Source organism: Streptomyces olindensis (assembly GCF_040645895.1).
Taxonomy (GTDB): Bacteria; Actinomycetota; Actinomycetes; order Streptomycetales; family Streptomycetaceae; genus Streptomyces; species Streptomyces olindensis.
In genome coordinates, this window is record NZ_JBEYZD010000017.1 from 99,685 (window position 1) to 116,252 (window position 16,568).

The 16,568-nt window shown below is 72.0% G+C and carries 11 protein-coding genes; 7 read left to right on the top strand and 4 right to left on the bottom strand.

Going from position 1 to position 16,568, the window contains the following annotated elements; genetic code table 11:
• The first annotated feature begins 246 nt into the window (after window positions 1-246).
• Complete coding sequence (locus ABZ948_RS13660) at window positions 247-3,609, top strand: alpha-L-rhamnosidase-related protein (protein ID WP_359759101.1); 3,363 nt, start codon at window positions 247-249, stop codon at window positions 3,607-3,609.
• A gap of 138 nt (window positions 3,610-3,747) precedes the next feature.
• On the opposite strand, the gene ABZ948_RS13665 is transcribed toward ABZ948_RS13660, so the two are convergent.
• Window positions 3,748-4,524, bottom strand: coding sequence for an alpha/beta hydrolase (locus ABZ948_RS13665; RefSeq protein WP_359759103.1), 777 nt, complete (start codon window positions 4,522-4,524; stop codon window positions 3,748-3,750).
• Between the two features lie 150 nt (window positions 4,525-4,674).
• Here ABZ948_RS13665 and ABZ948_RS13670 point away from each other — a divergent pair, with 150 nt between their 5' ends.
• From ABZ948_RS13670 to ABZ948_RS13690, 5 genes are all read left to right on the top strand, one after another.
• On the top strand, window positions 4,675-5,682 hold the full coding sequence (locus ABZ948_RS13670; RefSeq protein WP_359759105.1) for a LacI family DNA-binding transcriptional regulator: 1,008 nt from the start codon (window positions 4,675-4,677) through the stop codon (window positions 5,680-5,682).
• Window positions 5,683-6,067: 385 nt separating this feature from the next.
• Complete coding sequence (locus ABZ948_RS13675; protein ID WP_359759107.1) at window positions 6,068-7,627, top strand: ABC transporter substrate-binding protein; 1,560 nt, start codon at window positions 6,068-6,070, stop codon at window positions 7,625-7,627.
• A 9-nt stretch (window positions 7,628-7,636) separates the two neighbouring features.
• Window positions 7,637-8,578 (top strand): ABC transporter permease, encoded by a 942-nt coding sequence (locus tag ABZ948_RS13680; RefSeq protein WP_359759109.1) that lies wholly within the window; start codon window positions 7,637-7,639, stop codon window positions 8,576-8,578.
• Window positions 8,575-10,335: a dipeptide/oligopeptide/nickel ABC transporter permease/ATP-binding protein gene (locus ABZ948_RS13685; protein ID WP_359759111.1), complete on the top strand. Its 1,761-nt coding sequence runs from the start codon at window positions 8,575-8,577 to the stop codon at window positions 10,333-10,335. The genes ABZ948_RS13680 and ABZ948_RS13685 overlap by 4 nt, the downstream gene beginning before the upstream one ends.
• On the top strand, window positions 10,332-11,174 hold the full coding sequence (locus ABZ948_RS13690) for an ABC transporter ATP-binding protein (protein ID WP_359759113.1): 843 nt from the start codon (window positions 10,332-10,334) through the stop codon (window positions 11,172-11,174). Before ABZ948_RS13685 ends, ABZ948_RS13690 begins: the two co-directional genes overlap by 4 nt.
• Before the next feature lie 39 nt (window positions 11,175-11,213).
• Here the strand turns inward: ABZ948_RS13690 and ABZ948_RS13695 are convergent, their stop codons facing one another.
• The 3 genes from ABZ948_RS13695 to ABZ948_RS13705 form a co-directional block, all read right to left on the bottom strand.
• Entirely contained in the window at window positions 11,214-12,236 is a 1,023-nt protein-coding gene (locus tag ABZ948_RS13695) for a zinc-dependent alcohol dehydrogenase family protein (RefSeq protein WP_359759115.1), read from the bottom strand.
• A 53-nt stretch (window positions 12,237-12,289) separates the two neighbouring features.
• Entirely contained in the window at window positions 12,290-13,561 is a 1,272-nt protein-coding gene (locus ABZ948_RS13700) for an MFS transporter (RefSeq protein WP_359759117.1), read from the bottom strand.
• 196 nt (window positions 13,562-13,757) lie between these two features.
• Window positions 13,758-14,756 (bottom strand): LacI family DNA-binding transcriptional regulator, encoded by a 999-nt coding sequence (locus ABZ948_RS13705; RefSeq protein ID WP_359759119.1) that lies wholly within the window; start codon window positions 14,754-14,756, stop codon window positions 13,758-13,760.
• A gap of 208 nt (window positions 14,757-14,964) precedes the next feature.
• Between ABZ948_RS13705 and ABZ948_RS13710 the strand changes: the two genes are divergently transcribed.
• Window positions 14,965-16,266, top strand: coding sequence for an MFS transporter (locus tag ABZ948_RS13710; RefSeq protein ID WP_359759120.1), 1,302 nt, complete (start codon window positions 14,965-14,967; stop codon window positions 16,264-16,266).
• Window positions 16,267-16,568 lie beyond the last annotated feature (302 nt).

A 16,568-nucleotide genomic window follows, 5' to 3' on the forward strand; every position in this document is an offset into this window, starting at 1 on the left:
CCGGCCTCGCGCCCCGGCCCGGTCCCCGGCGTCCTGGGCGGCGCCGTCGGCGATCGTCCTTGGCGCACCCGCCGGCGAGCGTCCTGGGCGCCCGGATGGGGAACGTTTCCCATCGTCCTGCGCGAGTCGTTGACACGGCCCGCGGGAGGGTTCAGGATCACGTCTGCAAGTACGGCATTGAAACGATTCAACACATTCCTCCGAGCGGGCCCGCTCCCCGCAGCACTCCCTGGGAAGGTCCCCTCGATGCAGTACGTCTCCCGCCGGTCCGCCCTGCGCTCCGCCATAGCCGTCGCCCTTGCCCCGACCCTGGGCTCCCTGGTTCTTCCGGGTCTCGCGCCGACGGCGTCCGCCGCGGTCGACTGGACCGCGAAGTGGATCTGGGCGCCCGCCACTTCGACGAACCAATGGGTGGCCTTCCGCAGATCGTTCACCCTCGCGACCGCCCCTTCCCAGGCCGTGACCCGGATCGCGGTGGACTCGAAGTACTGGCTGTGGGTGAACGGCACCCTGGTGGTGTTCGACGGCGGGCTCAAGCGCGGCCCCAACCGCACGGACACCTACTACGACGAACTCGACCTCGCCCCGTACCTGAAGAGCGGGAGCAACACGATCGCGCTGCTGGTCTGGCACTTCGGCAAGCAGGGCTTCTCGCACCACAGCAGCGGCAAGGGCGGCCTGTTGTTCCAGTCGGACATCCAGGCCGGCTCGACGACCACCCGGCTGGTCAGCGACACCGGTTGGAAGCACACCGTTCACCCGGGCTACTCGAACAACACCAGCGGCACGCAGGTCAACTTCCGGCTGCCCGAGTCCAACATCCACTACGACGCCCGGGCCGCCGCCGTCGTGTCGGGCTGGCGGTCGCCCGGCTTCGACGACAGCGGCTGGACGGCCCCGACCGACTACGGCGCGGCGGGCGCCTCGCCCTGGAACGCCCTCGTCGAGCGGCCGATCCCGCTGTTCCGCTACTCCGGACTGAAGTCCTACACCAACGCCGCGTCGCTGCCCTCCTCGGGCCAGGGCGCCACCGCGATCTCGGCCACCCTGCCGTCCAACATCCAGGTGACCCCGTTCCTGAAGGTGGACGCCCCGGCCGGTGCGGTGATCGGCGTCCAGACCGACCACTACGACGACGGCGCCGGGCTGGTGGGCATCGAGCCGGGGACGCAGTACAACGTGCGCGCCACCTACGTCTGCACCGGCGGCGTCCAGGAGTTCGAGCCGCTGGCCTGGATGAGCGGCACCGCCGTGCGGTACACGATCCCGGCGGGCGTGACGATCCTGGAACTGAAGTACCGGGAGTCCGGTTACGACACCGACTTCACGGGCTCGTTCAGCAGCGGCGACGCCTTCCTGGACACGCTGTGGACCAAGGCCGCCCGCACGATGTACGTCAACATGCGGGACAACTACATGGACTGCCCCACCCGCGAACGGGCCCAGTGGTGGGGCGATGTCGTCAACCAGCTCAAGGAGGGCTTCTACACCTTCGACACCCGCTCCCACGCGCTCGGCAAGAAGGCCATCGCCCAGCTCGCCGCCTGGCAGAAGGACAGCGGAGCGCTGTACTCGCCGGTCCCGGCGAGCATCTGGACCGCCGAACTGCCCGTGCAGATGCTCGCCTCGGTGTGGTCGTTCTGGACGTACTACCTCTACACCGGTGACGCGAGCGCCGTCACCGTCGCCTACCCGGCGGTGAAGCGGTACCTGAACCTGTGGAGCCTGGACGCCGACGGCTTGGTCAACCACCGGGCCGGCGACTGGGACTGGGAGGACTGGGGCACCGACATCGACGCCCGCGTCCTGGACAACTGCTGGTACTACCTGGCCCTGGACACCGCCGTGAAGCTCGCCGGCCTCAGCGGCAACGACGCGGACGTCGCCGGATGGCAGGCCCGGCGCGACAGCGTCAAGGCCAACTTCGACCGCGTGCTGTGGGACGCCTCCCGGAGCGAGTACCGCTCACCCGGCTACACCCGCGACACCGACGACCGAGCCAACGCCCTGGCCGTGGTCGCCGGCCTGGCCGGCACCGCACGCCACCGGGCGGTGACCGAGGTGCTGCGCACCCACCTCAACGCCAGTCCCTACATGGAGTTCTACGTCCTGGAGGCGCTGTACCTGATGGGCGCGGCCACCGTCGCCGAGGAGCGCATGCGCAACCGCTTCGCCGCCCAGGTCGCCGACCCCGCCTGTCACACGCTGTGGGAGCTGTGGACCAAGGCCGACGGCACCGACAACCACGCCTGGAACGGCGGCCCGCTGTACGCGCTGTCCGCGTACGCGGCCGGGGTCCGCCCCACCGCGCCGGGCTGGACGGCGTACGAGGTGGTCCCGCAGACGGGCACCCTCACGAAGATCGACACGGTGACGCCCACCGCCAAGGGCGACATCCGCTTCGGCATCGTGCGCGACGGCACCCAGGTGACCCTGACCCTGACCTCGCCGAAGGGGACGACCGCCCGGGTGGGCGTGCCCACGTACGGAGGCGCCCGGCCGGTCGTGAAGGCCAACGGCACCACGGTCTTCACCGACGGCTCCGCCACCGGCGGCGTCAGCGGTCTGACCCAGGCGGGCAAGGACTCCTCGTACGTCTACTTCACCGTCCAGCCGGGCACGTGGACGTTCACGGCGACGGGCACGGGCCGTCTCGACGACCTGGCCCTCGGCCGTCCGGTCACCAGCAACAACAGCCTGGAGAACGGCGACTGGGGCCGTAGCCGGCTCACCGACGGCACACTCCGCAGCGCGGCCGGGGCGAAGGGCTACACCAGCAACGAGTTCACCTCCGCCGACGTCGGCGCCAGCCCCGTGTGGGTGGAGATCGACCTCGGGGCCGACACCGACCTCGACGCCGTACGCCTCTTCCCGCGGACCGACACCCCGGCGGCGGGCGGCGGAACCGCGGGGTTCCCGGTCGACTTCACGATCCGGACCCGCCGCGACGGCTCCGGCACGTACACCACCGTCCGGACCGTCACCGGGCAGCCGAACCCCGACGGCCGCGTGCAGACGTACGGGTTCAGGACGACCACCGCCCGCCATGTGCGCCTCGAAGCGACCAGGCTCGGCGCCCCCGCGGCCGACGAGGCCGCCAAGTACCGCCTCCAGCTCGCCGAACTCACCGTCCCCACCGCCGCGATCACCGTCACCGGCAACTACACCCTGGAGAACGGCGACTGGGGCAAGACCCGCCTGTTCGACGGCACCACGACGAGCGTGGCCGGTGCCAAGGGGTTCACGAGCATCGACTTCTCCTCCGCCGACGTCGGTGACACACCGGTGTGGGTCGAGATCGACCTCGGCGCCGACCGGGCGATCGGCTCCGTCACCCTCCACCCGCGCACCGACACGACGGCCGCGGGCGGCGGAACCGCGGGCTTCCCGGTCGACTTCACGCTGCAGACCCGCGCCGACGGTGCCTCCTCCTACACCACCGTGCGCACGGTCACCGGCCAGAGCAACCCCGACGGAGCCGCCCAGACCTACACGCTCACCACCGCGAGCGGACGTTACCTGCGACTGCGCGCCACCAGACTCGGCAGACCGGCCTCCGACGAGTCGACCCGCTACCGCCTCCAACTCGCGGAGATCAGCGTCAAGTAGAGAGCGGCCCGCTGTGTGTCAGGGCACAGCGGGCCGCGATCGTGGGGCCGTCAGCCGGGCAGGCGCAAGGGGTGACGGCCGGACCCGAGTTCCGTGACGGGCTGCGGGGGCTGCCCCCCTCGGGCGGGAGGAACGTGGTCATGACGTCAGGTGCCTCATGAGGAATCGCAGCGTGGACCGGTGCAGCGTGGTGCGGTGCGGGACGGTGCCCCAGGCGTGGTCCGCGCCCTCGACGATCTCGAGTTCCGCGTTGCCGTCGTAGTGGTCCAGGTAGCGGCGTACATGGTCCATGGGGGCGATGTCGTCCTTGTCGCCGTGCAGGATGTGGACGGGGCCCCGGTAGGGCGCGGAGCGTCCGTACACGTCGAGACCGGCGATGTCCGCCACGAGCGCGGGGCTCATCCGGTGCCCGTCGGCGTCGAAGTACCCCTTCTCCTCGATCTCGGCCGCCAGGCTGCGGCCCTTGAGGTGGCCCCCGGCGAGCTCGAAGGGGGCGACCGCGGCCGGCGACCACAGGCACAGCGCTCCGATGCCCGGTTCCTCGGCGGCGACGATCCCGGCGACCACACCTCCCATGCTCATACCGACCAGGCCGATCCGGTCGGGGTCGGCGAAGTCGAATCTCCGGACGGCCTGGAGCACCGCGCGGGTCTCCGCGATCTCGCCGCCGATCGTGACGTCGAAGAAGTCGCCGTCGCTCTCGCCGTGGCCGGAGAGGTCGAACCGGACGGAGGCGATGCCGTGCTCCTCCAACAGCCGTGACATGGCGACGAAGTTCGGCAGTTCGAGCCGGTTGGAGGTGAAGCCGTGCACGAACACCACCGTGGGCCGGCGGGTGTGCGACGGGCCGTCGGGGATGTGGACGGTGGAGCGCAACGTCATGCCGCCGTGGCGGAAGTCGTGAGGGCGGATCACGCGAATGCCTTTCGGGACGTGTCGAGTGCGGGCGGGCGCGGCGGTCCGCTCATCGCGTCACTTAAACGTGTAGGTAAGCTGAGCGGACAAGCTAGCCGCACCCATGGGCTTTGGCAAGACATCGCCACAGTCGCCACAGGGAGGGGACGCATGACCGGAAGACCCGGTGGCAGACGCGTGACCAGCGCGGATGTCGCCCGCGAGGCGGAAGTCTCCCGCGCGACGGTGAGTTACGTCCTCAACGACTCCCCGCACCAGAGGATCCCCGAGGCCACCCGGCGGCGGGTCCGGGAAGCGGCCGCCCGGCTCGGCTACGCGCCGTCGGCCGCGGCCCGCAGTCTGCGCAAAGGGCGCTCGGACATCGTGCTCGGCCTGCTGCCCGACTGGCCGATCGAACACGTCCTCGGCCGGCTCGTCCAGCAGCTGACGGACGCCCTGGCCGAGCACGAACTCACCTTCCTCGTGCACTCGGCGGCGCACCCGGCCCGGCCCCTGGGCGAGGTGTGGAAAGCCCTGACACCGGCGGCCGTTCTGGCCCTGGACGCGTTCCCCGAGGACGAGGCCGGGGCCATGCGGGCGGCGGGCGTCGAGGTCGTCATGGCGGTGCACGGCTCGGCGCGGGGCGGACACCGCTCCGCCCTCGTACCGGAGGAGCCGATCGGTGCGGCGCAGGCCCGCCACCTGGTACGGACGCACCGGCGGCTCGGCTACGCCTACCCGGATCTGGCGCGGCTCGGTGTCCTGGCGGAGCCGCGACTGGAGGGTGTGCGCAAGGTGTGTGCCGAGTCCGGTCTCGCGGAGCCGGATGTACGGACCGTCTCCCCCGATCCGGACGGCGCCGTCGCGGCGGTGCGCGCCTGGCTCGCCGCCGACCCGCCGGTGACGGGCGTCTGCGCCTTCAACGACGCCGTCGCCCTGGCCGTCCTGGCCGCCCTGCGTTCGCTGGGCCTGCGGGCCCCGGGTGACCTCGCGGTGATCGGCGTCGACGACATCCCCGGCGCCGCGCTGGCCCGGCCGCCGCTGACCACGGTCGTCCGCGACACCGGCCTCATCGCGCGGGACCTGGCCCGCCGCATCGTCGACGCCCTCGGAGAGACGGGACCCTTCACCGATCCCGTCACGGAGCACCTGCGAGTCCAGGTCCGGGTGTCGGCCTGACCGGACCCGGGGCGCCGCGGTCGGCGACAAGCCGCTGAACAGGGGCGACAAGGCATTCCGGGGTGTCGTCCACCCGCCCGGGCGCGGAGCGAAAGCGAGGGCCGGAGTTGCCGTCGCCGCGACCGTCACCCGTGAACCCCTTGCGCAACCAAGACGACACAGTTAATTTACGGGCACTCGCTTAAAGGTGTAAGTAACGCTCCGGGATCCCACTCGTCCACAGCGGCGGTGGCCCCCCGGCCGCGCCCGCCGCCAGGTCGGTCCGCCTCGGTGGCTCCCTCGCGCTCCACCGCGTCCACCCGGCTCGCCCCGTTCTCCCGGCCCTCATCGCGCCCGCTCTTCCCGTCCTCACCTCCCCATCCCTCCCGACCGCACGGAGACCTCGATGAAGAGAAGAACCGCCCTCCACGTCTCGCTCGGCGCAGTGGCCTCGCTCGCGCTCGCCGCCTGCGGCGGTGGAAACGGCGGCAGCGGCGCCGGCGGCACCGGTCCGGCCGGCCTGACGATCGGCCTGTCCTCGGCGCCCAACAGCCTGGACCCCGCCCAGATCGCCACCGGGCCGTTCCTGAACTACCTCGACCCGGCCTACGCCACGCTGCTGACCCGCAACGCCGACGGCTCCCTCGGGGCCGGACTGGCCGACAAGTGGGGCTACGAGGGCAGCGGGAACACCGAGTTCCGGCTCCGCCTGCGCAGCGGGGTCAAGTTCGCCGACGGCACGCCGATCACCGCTGCCGACGTCATCAAGTCATTCCGGTACTTCCAGAAGGGCAGCGGGCCCAACGCCTCCTACTACCGGCCGCTGACCTTCTCCGCGCCCGACCGTACGACCGTGGTGGTCAAGAGCCCGACGCCCAACCCGGACATGGGCGCGCTGTTCACGCCCCAGTTCCTGGGCGGCGCGATCATCAGCCCCGCGGGACTGAAGGCACCGAAGAAGCTCGCCTCCGCGACCTTCGGCGCCGGGCCGTACGTGTACAGCGCCGCGCAGTCGGTCTCCGGCGACCACTACGTCTACGTGCCGAACAAGAACTTCTACGACCAGTCGGCCATCCACTTCAAGAAGATCACCGTCCGGGTGATCCCGAACGTCAACTCGCAGGTCCAGGCCCTGAAGTCGGGGCAGATCGACTTCATGTTCGGCACGCCCGACGTGGCACCCACCATCAAGGGCGACACCTCGCTCACCGTGGTCAAGAAGCCCACCACCTGGGCCGGCCTGTTCCTCCTCGACCGCGAGGGCAAAGTCGTCAAGGGCCTCGCCGACGTGCGGGTGAGGCGGGCGCTGAATCACGCCATCGACCGCGAGGCGATCACCAAGGCGGTCTACGGCGCCTACGGAACACCCGTCTCCCAGCCCGCGATGCCGGGCTACGACGGCTTCAGCCCCGAGGCCCAGAAGATGTACCCCTACGACCCGGCCAAGGCCAGGAAGCTGCTGGCCCAGGCGGGTTACGCCGACGGGCTGACCATCCCGGTCAACTACGGCTCCTTCGACCCGACCACCGCCAAGCTCGTCCAGGCCGTACAGGGCCAACTCGCCAAGGTGGGCGTCACCTTGAAGCTGAAGGCCGCCACCAACTTCGGCGGGTGGATCGACGACCTGCTGACGAAGAAGTACGCGGCCACGGCACTCTCGCCCGGACAGGGCGGCGACGCCAACTTCTACGCCCAGCAGGCGGGATTCACCAAGACCGGCATCATGAACGTCTTCGGCGTGAAGGACCCCGAGGTCGACGCCGCCTACGCACGTCTCGCCGCGTCCGACGCCGGTTCCTCGGATGCGGCGGCGAAGAACCTGACCGACGTGATCACCCGCGAGGCGCTCGCCCTGCCGGTCTCCGGCGCCGACCTGATCGTCATGCACGACAAGAAGCTCCACGGCGTGCAGTTCCCCCAGGGCAGTTCCCTGCCGACATCTGCCACGGTGTGGACGACCCGGTGACGAGGACCCATGCTCCCGATCATTCTCCGCAGGCTGGGACTGTCCGTCCCGCTGCTGCTGGTCGTCTCGGCGATCACCTTCCTTCTCGAGTCGTTCGTGCCGGGCGATCCGGCACGCACCCTGCTGGGGCTCAACGCCACACCGGAGCAGTACGCCGCGCTGCGCGCCGCGCTGCACCTGAACGAGCCGGTCGCCGTGCAGTACTGGCTCTACCTGAGCGGCGTCCTCCACGGTGACCTCGGCACCTCCCTGTTCACCGACGAGCCGGTGCTGGGGCTGATCGGGCAACGCCTGCCGGTCACCCTGGCGCTGGTGATCGGGGCGACCGGACTCGCGAGCCTGGTCGGCGTCCTGCTCGGCGTCCACAGCGCCACCCGCGGCAGGTTCAGCCGCCGCGTGGTCGACGTCGTGTCCCTGCTGGGCGGCGCACTGCCCAACTTCTGGATCGCGCTGCTGCTCGTCGCCCTGTTCGCCGTCAGGTTCGCGCTGTTCCCCGCCACCGGCTACACCCCGTTCACCGAGTCGCCGGGGCAGTGGGCCGCCGGCCTCGTCCTCCCCGTGGTCGCCCTGGCGATCGGCGGCGTCGCCATGATCGCCAAAGTCACGCGCGACGCGATGCTGACCACCCTCGGCCTCGACTACATCAGAACGCTGAGGGCGTCCGGTGTCCGGCCCGCGTCGCTCATCTGGAAGCACGCGCTGCGCGGCTGCGGACTGCCGGTCGTGACCACGATCGGACTGACGATGATCGCGTTCATTCCCGGCACGATCCTCATCGAGAACGTGTTCACCCTGCCCGGCCTCGGGACCACGGTCGTGGACGCGACCAATCAGCACGACCTGCCGGTGGTGCAGGGCGTCGCCGTCACCTTCACGGTCCTGGTGATCGTGGTGAACCTCCTCGTCGACATCCTCTACGGCCTCCTCAATCCGAAGGTGCGTGCGGAATGACCACTGCCGAACCGCCCCCGAAGGCGCTGCCCCGGGCGAGGACCAACCCCTTCACCGGGCTCTGGCGGCGTCCCCTCACCGCCATGGCGTTCGTCGTGGTCGCCGGGGTCAGCGCCGCCGTGCTCCTCGCCCCCCTCCTGGCACCGCACCCGCCGCTGGCGCAGGACCTGCCGGCCGCGCACGCGGGTCCGTCGGCGGACCATCCCCTGGGCACCGACAGCCTCGGCCGCGACGTACTGAGCCGGCTGCTGCACGGCGGACGCCCGACCCTGCTCGGCGTGGGCCTCGCGGTCCTCGTCCACGCGGTCGTCGGCGTGACCCTCGGCGTCCTCGCCGGGTACCTGCGCGGCTGGACCGACCGGGTCGTCGTCGCCGTGTCGGACGTCATGCTGTCGGTTCCGGCGATCATCGTCACCCTCGCCGTCCTCGCCATCTTCCAGCAGAGCAACGCCGCCGCCATGCTCACGATCGGCTTCTTCGCCTCCGCCAACCTCGCCCGGGTCATCCGCAGTTCCTGCATCGCCCTGCGGGAGGAACTGTTCGTGGACGCGGCGCGGGTGTCGGGACTCGGCCCGGCGCGCATCATGGCCCGGCACATCCTGCCCGGCCTGGCCGGCCAACTGCTGGTGCAGCTCTGCCTGTTCGCGGGAATCGCCCTCGCCATCCAGACCGGGCTCGGGTTCCTCGGCATGGCCACCCCGGCACCCGCCCCGAGCTGGGGCGGCATGGTCGGGGAGGCCGCGCAGAACATGCAGCAGGACCCCTACCTACTGCTCGTCTCCGGCGGTCTGATCGGCCTCATGTCCATCTCCTTCGGCCTCCTCGGCGACGGGCTGCGCGACCTGGAGGAGGACCGGCGCAGGGCCACCGGCGGCCGGCTGCGTCGGCCGCTCCCCGCCACGGCCGCCCAGGACACGGCGGACGCGCCCGGTGAGCCGTCCGACGGGGCGGTGCTCGAAGTCCGGGACTACTCCATCGCGTTCGCCACCGCGCGGGGGCCACGGACCGTCGTCGACTCCATCGGTTTCACCGTGCGCCCCGGCGAGATCTTCGGCCTGGTGGGGGAGTCCGGCAGCGGAAAGACCGTGACCGGCCTGTCCCTGCTCGGGCTCCTCCCGCCCAACGGGGCCGTGACGAGCGGCTCGGCCTGGCTGTCCGGCACCCGGATCAGCGGCCTGCCCGAACGGGAGCTGCGGCGCGTCCGCGGCAGCGAGATCGCCCTGGTGTCGCAGGAACCCATGGTGGCCCTCGACCCCTACTTCACCATCGGCTCCCAGCTGTCGGAGGTCGTCCGGCGCACCGGCGCCGTGTCCGGTGGGAAGGAAGCCGTCCGGCAACGCGTCCGGGACCTGCTCACCAGCGTCCACCTGCGCGACCCCGACGACGTCGCGCGCAGGCACCCGCACGAGCTGTCCGGCGGCATGCTCCAGCGCGTCGTCATCGCCATGGCGCTGGCCGGCTCCCCGAAGGTGCTGATCGCCGACGAACCCACCACGGCACTGGACGTGACCGTGCAGGCGGGCATCCTGGACCTGCTGCGGTCGCTGCGCGACGAGCACGGCATGGCGATCATCCTGATCAGCCACGACCTGGGCGTGGTGGCGGACAGCTGCGACCGCGCCCTCGTGATGGAACAGGGCCGGATCGTGGAGGAAGGCCCGGTCGAGGACATCTTCCACCGGCCCCGCCACCCCTACACGAGGCAGCTCATCGCCAGCACCCCCAGCATCGTTCCCACCGAGGGCAGGATCGCGTGACCGGAACACCCGTACTCCAACTCGACGGCCTCGCGGTCCGTTACCCGTCCCGCGGCTTCCGCCGGCCCCCGACCACCGTCATCGAGGACGTGTCGTTCGAGGTCGGTGAAGGCGAGACAGTCGCGCTCGTGGGCGAGTCCGGCTCGGGGAAGACCACCATCGGCAAGGCGGTGCTGGGACTGACCCCGGTCAGCGGCGGACGCGTGCTGCTCGGCGGGCGCGACATCACCCGTCTCACCGGCCGGGCCCGCAGGCTCCTGTCCGCCGACCTCCAGGCCATCTTCCAGAACCCCTACGGCTCGCTGAACCCGGCGCTGCCCGTGGGCCGGACCCTCGCCGAGCCCCTGCTCACGAGCGGCTCCGCCCTCTCCCGCGCGGAGGTCCACGAGCGCATCGCCGACCTGCTCCGCCGGGTCGGCCTGCCGGAGGACGCCGCCGGCCGCTACCCGGCCCAGTTCAGCGGCGGCCAGCGTCAGCGCATCGCCATCGCCCGGGCGGTGGCCCGGCAGCCCCGGGTCGTCATCTGCGACGAGCCGACCAGCGCCCTCGACGTCACCACCCAGGCCGCCGCCCTGGACCTCCTCGCCGAACTCCAGCGGACGTTCGGCTGCGCGTACCTGTTCATCACCCACGACCTGGCCGTCGTCAAGGAGTTCGCGGCGCGCACCCTGGTGCTCCAGCAAGGACGCATCGTCGAGGAGGGCCCGAGTGCCGAGGTGTGCGAGCGGCCGCGGCACCCCTACACCCGGCGCCTGGTGGCGGCCGCGCCCGTCCCGGACCCGGTCCTGCAGCGCAGGCGCCGACAGGAACGGACGGACGCGCGAGCGGCCACCGGCTGAGCCGTCAGGGGCCCGGACCGGTGGCCGCACACCGACGCCTCAGAGGGTGAGGAGCACCTTGGTGGCGCGACGCTCGTCCATCGCCTTGTACCCCTCGGGGGCCTCCTCCAGGGGCAGGGTGAGGTCGAAGACCTTGCCCGGATCGATCTCACGGTCCCAGATGAGCCGGATCAGCTCGGGCAGGAACCGCCGCACCGGCGCCGGGCCGCCGAGGGTGTGGACGCCGGCGAAGAACAGCTCGATGCCGGGGATGCTCACGTCGTGGTTCACACCCACGTAGCCGAGGTGCCCGCCGCCGCGGGTGGCGCCGACGGCCTGCATGAAGGACTCCTGCGTGCCGACCGCCTCGATCACCGAGTGCGCGCCGAGGCCGTTCGTGAGTTCCTTGATCCTCGCGACGCCCTCGTCACCGCGCTCCTCGACGATGTCGGTGGCGCCGTAGTAGCGGGCCAGCTTCTGCCGCTCGGGGTGGCGGGACATGGCGATGACGCGCTCCGCGCCGAGCTGCCTGGCGGCCAGGACGGACATCAGACCGACGGCGCCGTCCCCGACGACGGCGACGGTCTTGCCGGGTCCGGCCTTGGCGGCGACGGCGGCGTACCAGCCGGTGCCGAGCACGTCGGAGGCGGCCAGCATGGCGGGGATCAGCTCCGGGTCGGGCTGCCCGGGGGTGGCGACCAGGGTGCCGTCGGCCAGCGGGATACGGGCCTTCTCCGCCTGCGTCCCGATGCCCGCGTGGACGAACTCGGCGTGCACGCACTTCGACTGGAATCCGGCCTGGCAGATCTCGCAGGTGTTGTCGGAGATGACGAACGATCCGACCACGAAGTCCCCGGGCTTGACGGTCTTCACCTCGGAGCCGATCTCCTCGACCACGCCCACGTACTCGTGGCCCATGAGGGTGTGGTCGGCGGGCTCGATGCCGCGGTAGGGCCACAGGTCGGAACCGCAGATGCAGGTGGCGGTCAGCTTCACGATCGCGTCGGTGGGTTCGACGATCCTCGGATCCTCGCGCTCCTCCACCCGGACGTCGCCGGCCTTGTGCATCACTACTCCGCGCATGGGTGCTGTCTCCTTGTTTCTGTGCTGTGGCGCGCGTGGCGCCGGTTCGTTCTTCAGCTCGTCCCGGCGGGTTCGCCGGCGGCCAGGGCGGGGGACGAGCCCGGGCGGCGGCGCCGGACGAGCGCGATGGTGACGGCGGGGATCAGGGTCAGCGCCGCGATGACCGTGCCGACGGCGGCGGGTCCCGTGACCCCCAGGGAGGAATCGATGGCCAGTCCGGCGATCCAGGAGCCGACGGCGGTGCCCAGGTTGAAGCCCGACACGGTCAACGCGGACCCCAGGGTGGGTGCTTCGCCCGCGAAACGGACGCCGAGGGAGATGAGTACCGGGTTGGCGCCGAGCCCGAACAGCCCGAGCAGGGTGATCATCGTCACCGTGGGTGCGGCGTGCCCGGCCAGCAGGCAGATCGCCAGCAGCAGGACGGTGGTCACCGCGGGCGCCACGATCGTCGTCAGGTGAGGACGGTGGTCCCCGAGACGGCCGCCCAGCAGGAAGCCCGCCAGGGCACCGGCCCCGAAACCGACCAGGACCAGCGGCACGAGGCCGGCGGCCAGCCCGGTCGCGCCGGTCAGCAGCGGCGCGATGTAGGTGTACGTCGACAGCACGCCACCGGTGGTGGTCGTGCAGGCCGCGAGGACCAGCCACAGCCGCTTCGAGCGCAGTGCGGACAGCTCCGAGCGGAGCGAGACCGCCTGGTCGCCGTCGGCGTCACGCGGCACGTGGCGGGCGATGAGCCCCATGGCGGCCGCTCCGAGGACGGCGAGCGCCCAGAACGGTCCGCGCCAGCCCATCAGCTGCCCGGCGAAGGCCCCCAGCGGCACCCCGACGACGTTGGCGAGCATCGCCCCGGCGCCCACGACGCCCAGGGCGCGGGAACTCGCGGCGGGACCGGCGGCCCGGGCGGCCACCACGTTGGCCACCGCCCAGAACGCCCCGGTCGCCAGCGCCGTCAGGAACCGGGCCGCCAGCAGCAGCGCGAAGCTGGAGCCGAGAGCGACGACGACGTGCCCCGCCGCGAAGACACCCAGGGCGAGGACCAGCGTCAGCCGCCTCGGCAGCCGCAGCGTCAGCATCGCCATCAGCGGCGCGCCGACGATCATCCCGACCGCGAACACGGTGATCAGCAGTCCGGCCCGCCCGACACCGACCTCGACGTCCCGCGCGATCTCCGGCAGCAGGCCCGCCACCACGAACTCGGTCGTCCCCATCAGGAACGTGCCCAGGGCCAGTACGTGGACGACGAGCGGAAGCCGGGTGGGCGGCCGCTCGCCGTCATGGGCGCGGGTGCCGGCAGGCGCGTGGAGGGTTCCTCCTCGCATGGTCATACGTCGTCTCCGCAGCAGATCGGGAACGTGGTGCGCGTCCCACGAAACAGCTCCGGCGGCGGGCGAGGGAGACCGCGTTTATGGGGGGTACCGGCTCAACCCCCCTCGCGGTGGGTGCCCGGGCCCGGGCAGGAAGGGCCGCTCCGACGGCCGCGCCGACAGCCGGGCGGGGGAGAACGGTGCGGGCGCGCGCCCGTCAGGCGGATTCCCGGAAGCGGAGCAGGAGGTCGTCCCGGACGGGCTCGGCCGGGGTCTCCTTGCCGCCCAGCGTGTCGACGACGCGGCGGGCCAGTCCCCGCGCGATGGCGTCGGTGTCGCGGACGACCGTCGTGAGCGGCGGCTGGGCCAGCGACGCGCCCGGGATGTCGTCGACGCCGATCACGGCCAGGTCGCGCGGAGCGCGCAGTCCCAGATGGCCGAGGCCCGCGAGGACGGCGAGGGCGACGTTGTCGTTGAACGCGCAGATGCCCGTGACCGGCGGGTCGGCGGCCAGCCACCCCTTCACCGCCTCGGCGGCCCCGGCCGCGTCGAGCCGCACTGTCCGGACGTCCGGCTCGGGCATGCCCAGGTCGGCGCAGACCGCGCGGACGCCTTCCAGCCGCGGGCGGGCCAGGACGTCGAGTCCCGGCAGGTCGGGGTAGGCGTAACCGAGCCGGCGGTGCGGGGCGGCGAGGTGCCGGGCCTGGAGCGCGCCGATCGGCTGCTCGGACACCAGCGGCGCCCGGGGTTCACCCCGGGGCGAGCCGTGCATCGCCATCACGACCTCGATCCCCGCGGCCCGCATCGCCTCGGCTTCCGCGTCGTCGAAGTCCTGCAGGGCCAGCACGGCCGCCGGGGTCATGGCCTTCCAGATGTCCCGCAGGGGGCGCGCCGGATGAGCCGACGAGTGCACGACGAAGGTCAGCCCGGCCTCGGCGAAGGCGTTGGTGAGCTGCTGGATGAGCCGCCCGAGGACGTGCTCGATCGGCCAGTCCGGCAGCAGGCCGAGCACGATCTCCGAGCGTCCCGTGCGCAGGGCACGCGCCGCGGCCGAGGGGGCGTAGCCCAGCCGCGAGGCCGCGTCCCACACCCGCTGCCGGGTGGCCTCGGGGATCTTCTGGTGGGGGACGCCGTTGAGGACGTAGCTGACCGTCGCGCGCGACACTCCGGCCTCACGAGCCACGTCCGCGCTGGTCACCCGTCTGCCCTCGGACACCCCGGACACCCGCCCTCGCCTCGGTCGCACCTCTTGTCAAAGCCCCCGGCCGCGGTTAGCTTACCGGCCACAACGCTCGACTGGCACGCGTAAGTGAAACGAGTAGGCAGCTCCCGCCGGAGCAGCGCCTCCCGATGTCACCCGAACTGCTCGCGGCCAGGCCGCCCCCACCTCCCGCCCCCTCCCTCATACGCGCCGAGGAGGAGCCATGCCCGGTACCGAGACCACCGCGAGGAACCCGTGGAAGACCGCGGCCCTCGCCGGCATGGCCTCCTATCTGGACGCCGCGGCCCTGGTCACGTCGGGCATCGCCATCGGCGGCCACTACGCCGGGCCGCTCCACCTCGGCGCCGACGCCATCGGAGCCCTGCTGGGTCTGCAGACGCTGGCGTTCGCGGTCGGCGCCCTGTGCGGCGGCCGGCTGGGCGACCGGTTCGGCCGCCGGAAGGTCTTCACCCTCTCCCTGGTCCTCTACACGGCCGGTGTCCTGCTGCTCCTGGCGGCGACGGACCCCGCGCTGCTCTACGCCGGTGTCGTGGCCACCGGCCTGGCGATCGGCGCGGACCTTCCGGTCTCGCTCGCCCTCGTCAACGAGGAGGCGCCGCCCGGCCGGAAGGCCACGATGGTGGTGTTCTCCGGCATGCTCTGGCTCGCCGGGATCGTGGCCGTGCTCGTCCTGAGTTCCTTCATGGGGGTCCAGGGCATGGCGGGCGGCCGGATCCTCTTCGCCCACCTGCTCGTCGTGGCGGTCGCCGTCCTGCTGCTGCGCCTCACCCTGAGCGAGTCGGCCGAGTGGGCGGCCGCCCGCCGGGCGGCCGACGAGCAGCCGGCGGCCCGCTCCTCGGCCCTCGAACGCGGCCGCGTCCGGGACCTCTTCCGGGCCCCGGCCCGTTACGCCCTGCTCGCGACGGGCCTGTACTACGCCGTGTGGAACCTCGGCGCGAACACCCTCGGCCAGTTCGGCACGTTCCTGTGGACCGCCCTTGCCGGGGGAGGGGTGGCGCAGTTCTCCCAGCTGACCCTGGTCGGACTGCCGGTCGGCTTCGTCGCCGGCCTGCTGTTCATGCGGGTGGTCGACACACCGTCCCGGCACGTCTGGTTCGCCGCCGGTTCCGGGCTGATCGTCCTGGCCTGGGCACTGCCCGCGCTGTTCGGGCCGAGCAAGGTCACCCTGGTCGCCGTCATGCTCCTCTCCGGCCTCGGCAACTCCTTCGCCGGTGAGTCCGTCTACAAGGTCTGGTCGCAGGAACTGTTCCCCACCCTGCTGCGGGCCACCGCCCAGGGCGTGACGATGGCCTTCACCCGGACCGTCGCCGGACTGGCCGCGCTGGGCACCCCCGCCTTCGCCCTCGGCCACACCCGCCTGCTCTTCGGCGTCCTCTTCTCCCTGGCGCTGGCCGCGGCGGTCATCGGGCTGATCTGGGTGCCCCGCCTGCCCAGGACCGAGGAATCCGAACCGACGGCGCCCCACGCGGTAGCGGACGGCACACCCAGGCCGACAGCGGTGTGACCCGCCGCAACGGCCGAACCGGCCGGACTCCGTCCGCCCGCATGCCGGTGAACGACCGGCCCGGGCTCCGTCCGCCGCATACCCCGTGAACGACCAGCCCGGACTCCGTCCGCCGCACATCCCCATGAGTGCCGCTCCCACTTCCGCGACGAGGACGTCACCTACGCGAGCCGCATCTGGCAGGGGGGGCGGCACGGCGGAGCTGCACGTGTGGCCGGGCGGCTCACACGGGTTCGACACCCTGGTCCCCGAAGCGGCCCTGTCCGTGGAGGCCCGCGCCGCCAAGCTGCGCTGGCTGCGCC

Bases quoted from the DNA above. Each gene is read 5' to 3' on its own strand.
- ABZ948_RS13710 (WP_359759120.1), top strand. From the start codon at position 14,965: ATGCCCGGTACCGAGACCACCGCGAGGAACCCGTGGAAGACCGCGGCC.
- ABZ948_RS13675 (WP_359759107.1), top strand. From the start codon at position 6,068: ATGAAGAGAAGAACCGCCCTCCACGTCTCGCTCGGCGCAGTGGCCTCG.
- ABZ948_RS13700 (WP_359759117.1), bottom strand. From the start codon at position 13,561: ATGACCATGCGAGGAGGAACCCTCCACGCGCCTGCCGGCACCCGCGCC.
- ABZ948_RS13695 (WP_359759115.1), bottom strand. From the start codon at position 12,236: ATGCGCGGAGTAGTGATGCACAAGGCCGGCGACGTCCGGGTGGAGGAG.
- ABZ948_RS13680 (WP_359759109.1), top strand. From the start codon at position 7,637: ATGCTCCCGATCATTCTCCGCAGGCTGGGACTGTCCGTCCCGCTGCTG.
- ABZ948_RS13660 (WP_359759101.1), top strand. From the start codon at position 247: ATGCAGTACGTCTCCCGCCGGTCCGCCCTGCGCTCCGCCATAGCCGTC.
- ABZ948_RS13685 (WP_359759111.1), top strand. From the start codon at position 8,575: ATGACCACTGCCGAACCGCCCCCGAAGGCGCTGCCCCGGGCGAGGACC.
- ABZ948_RS13670 (WP_359759105.1), top strand. From the start codon at position 4,675: ATGACCGGAAGACCCGGTGGCAGACGCGTGACCAGCGCGGATGTCGCC.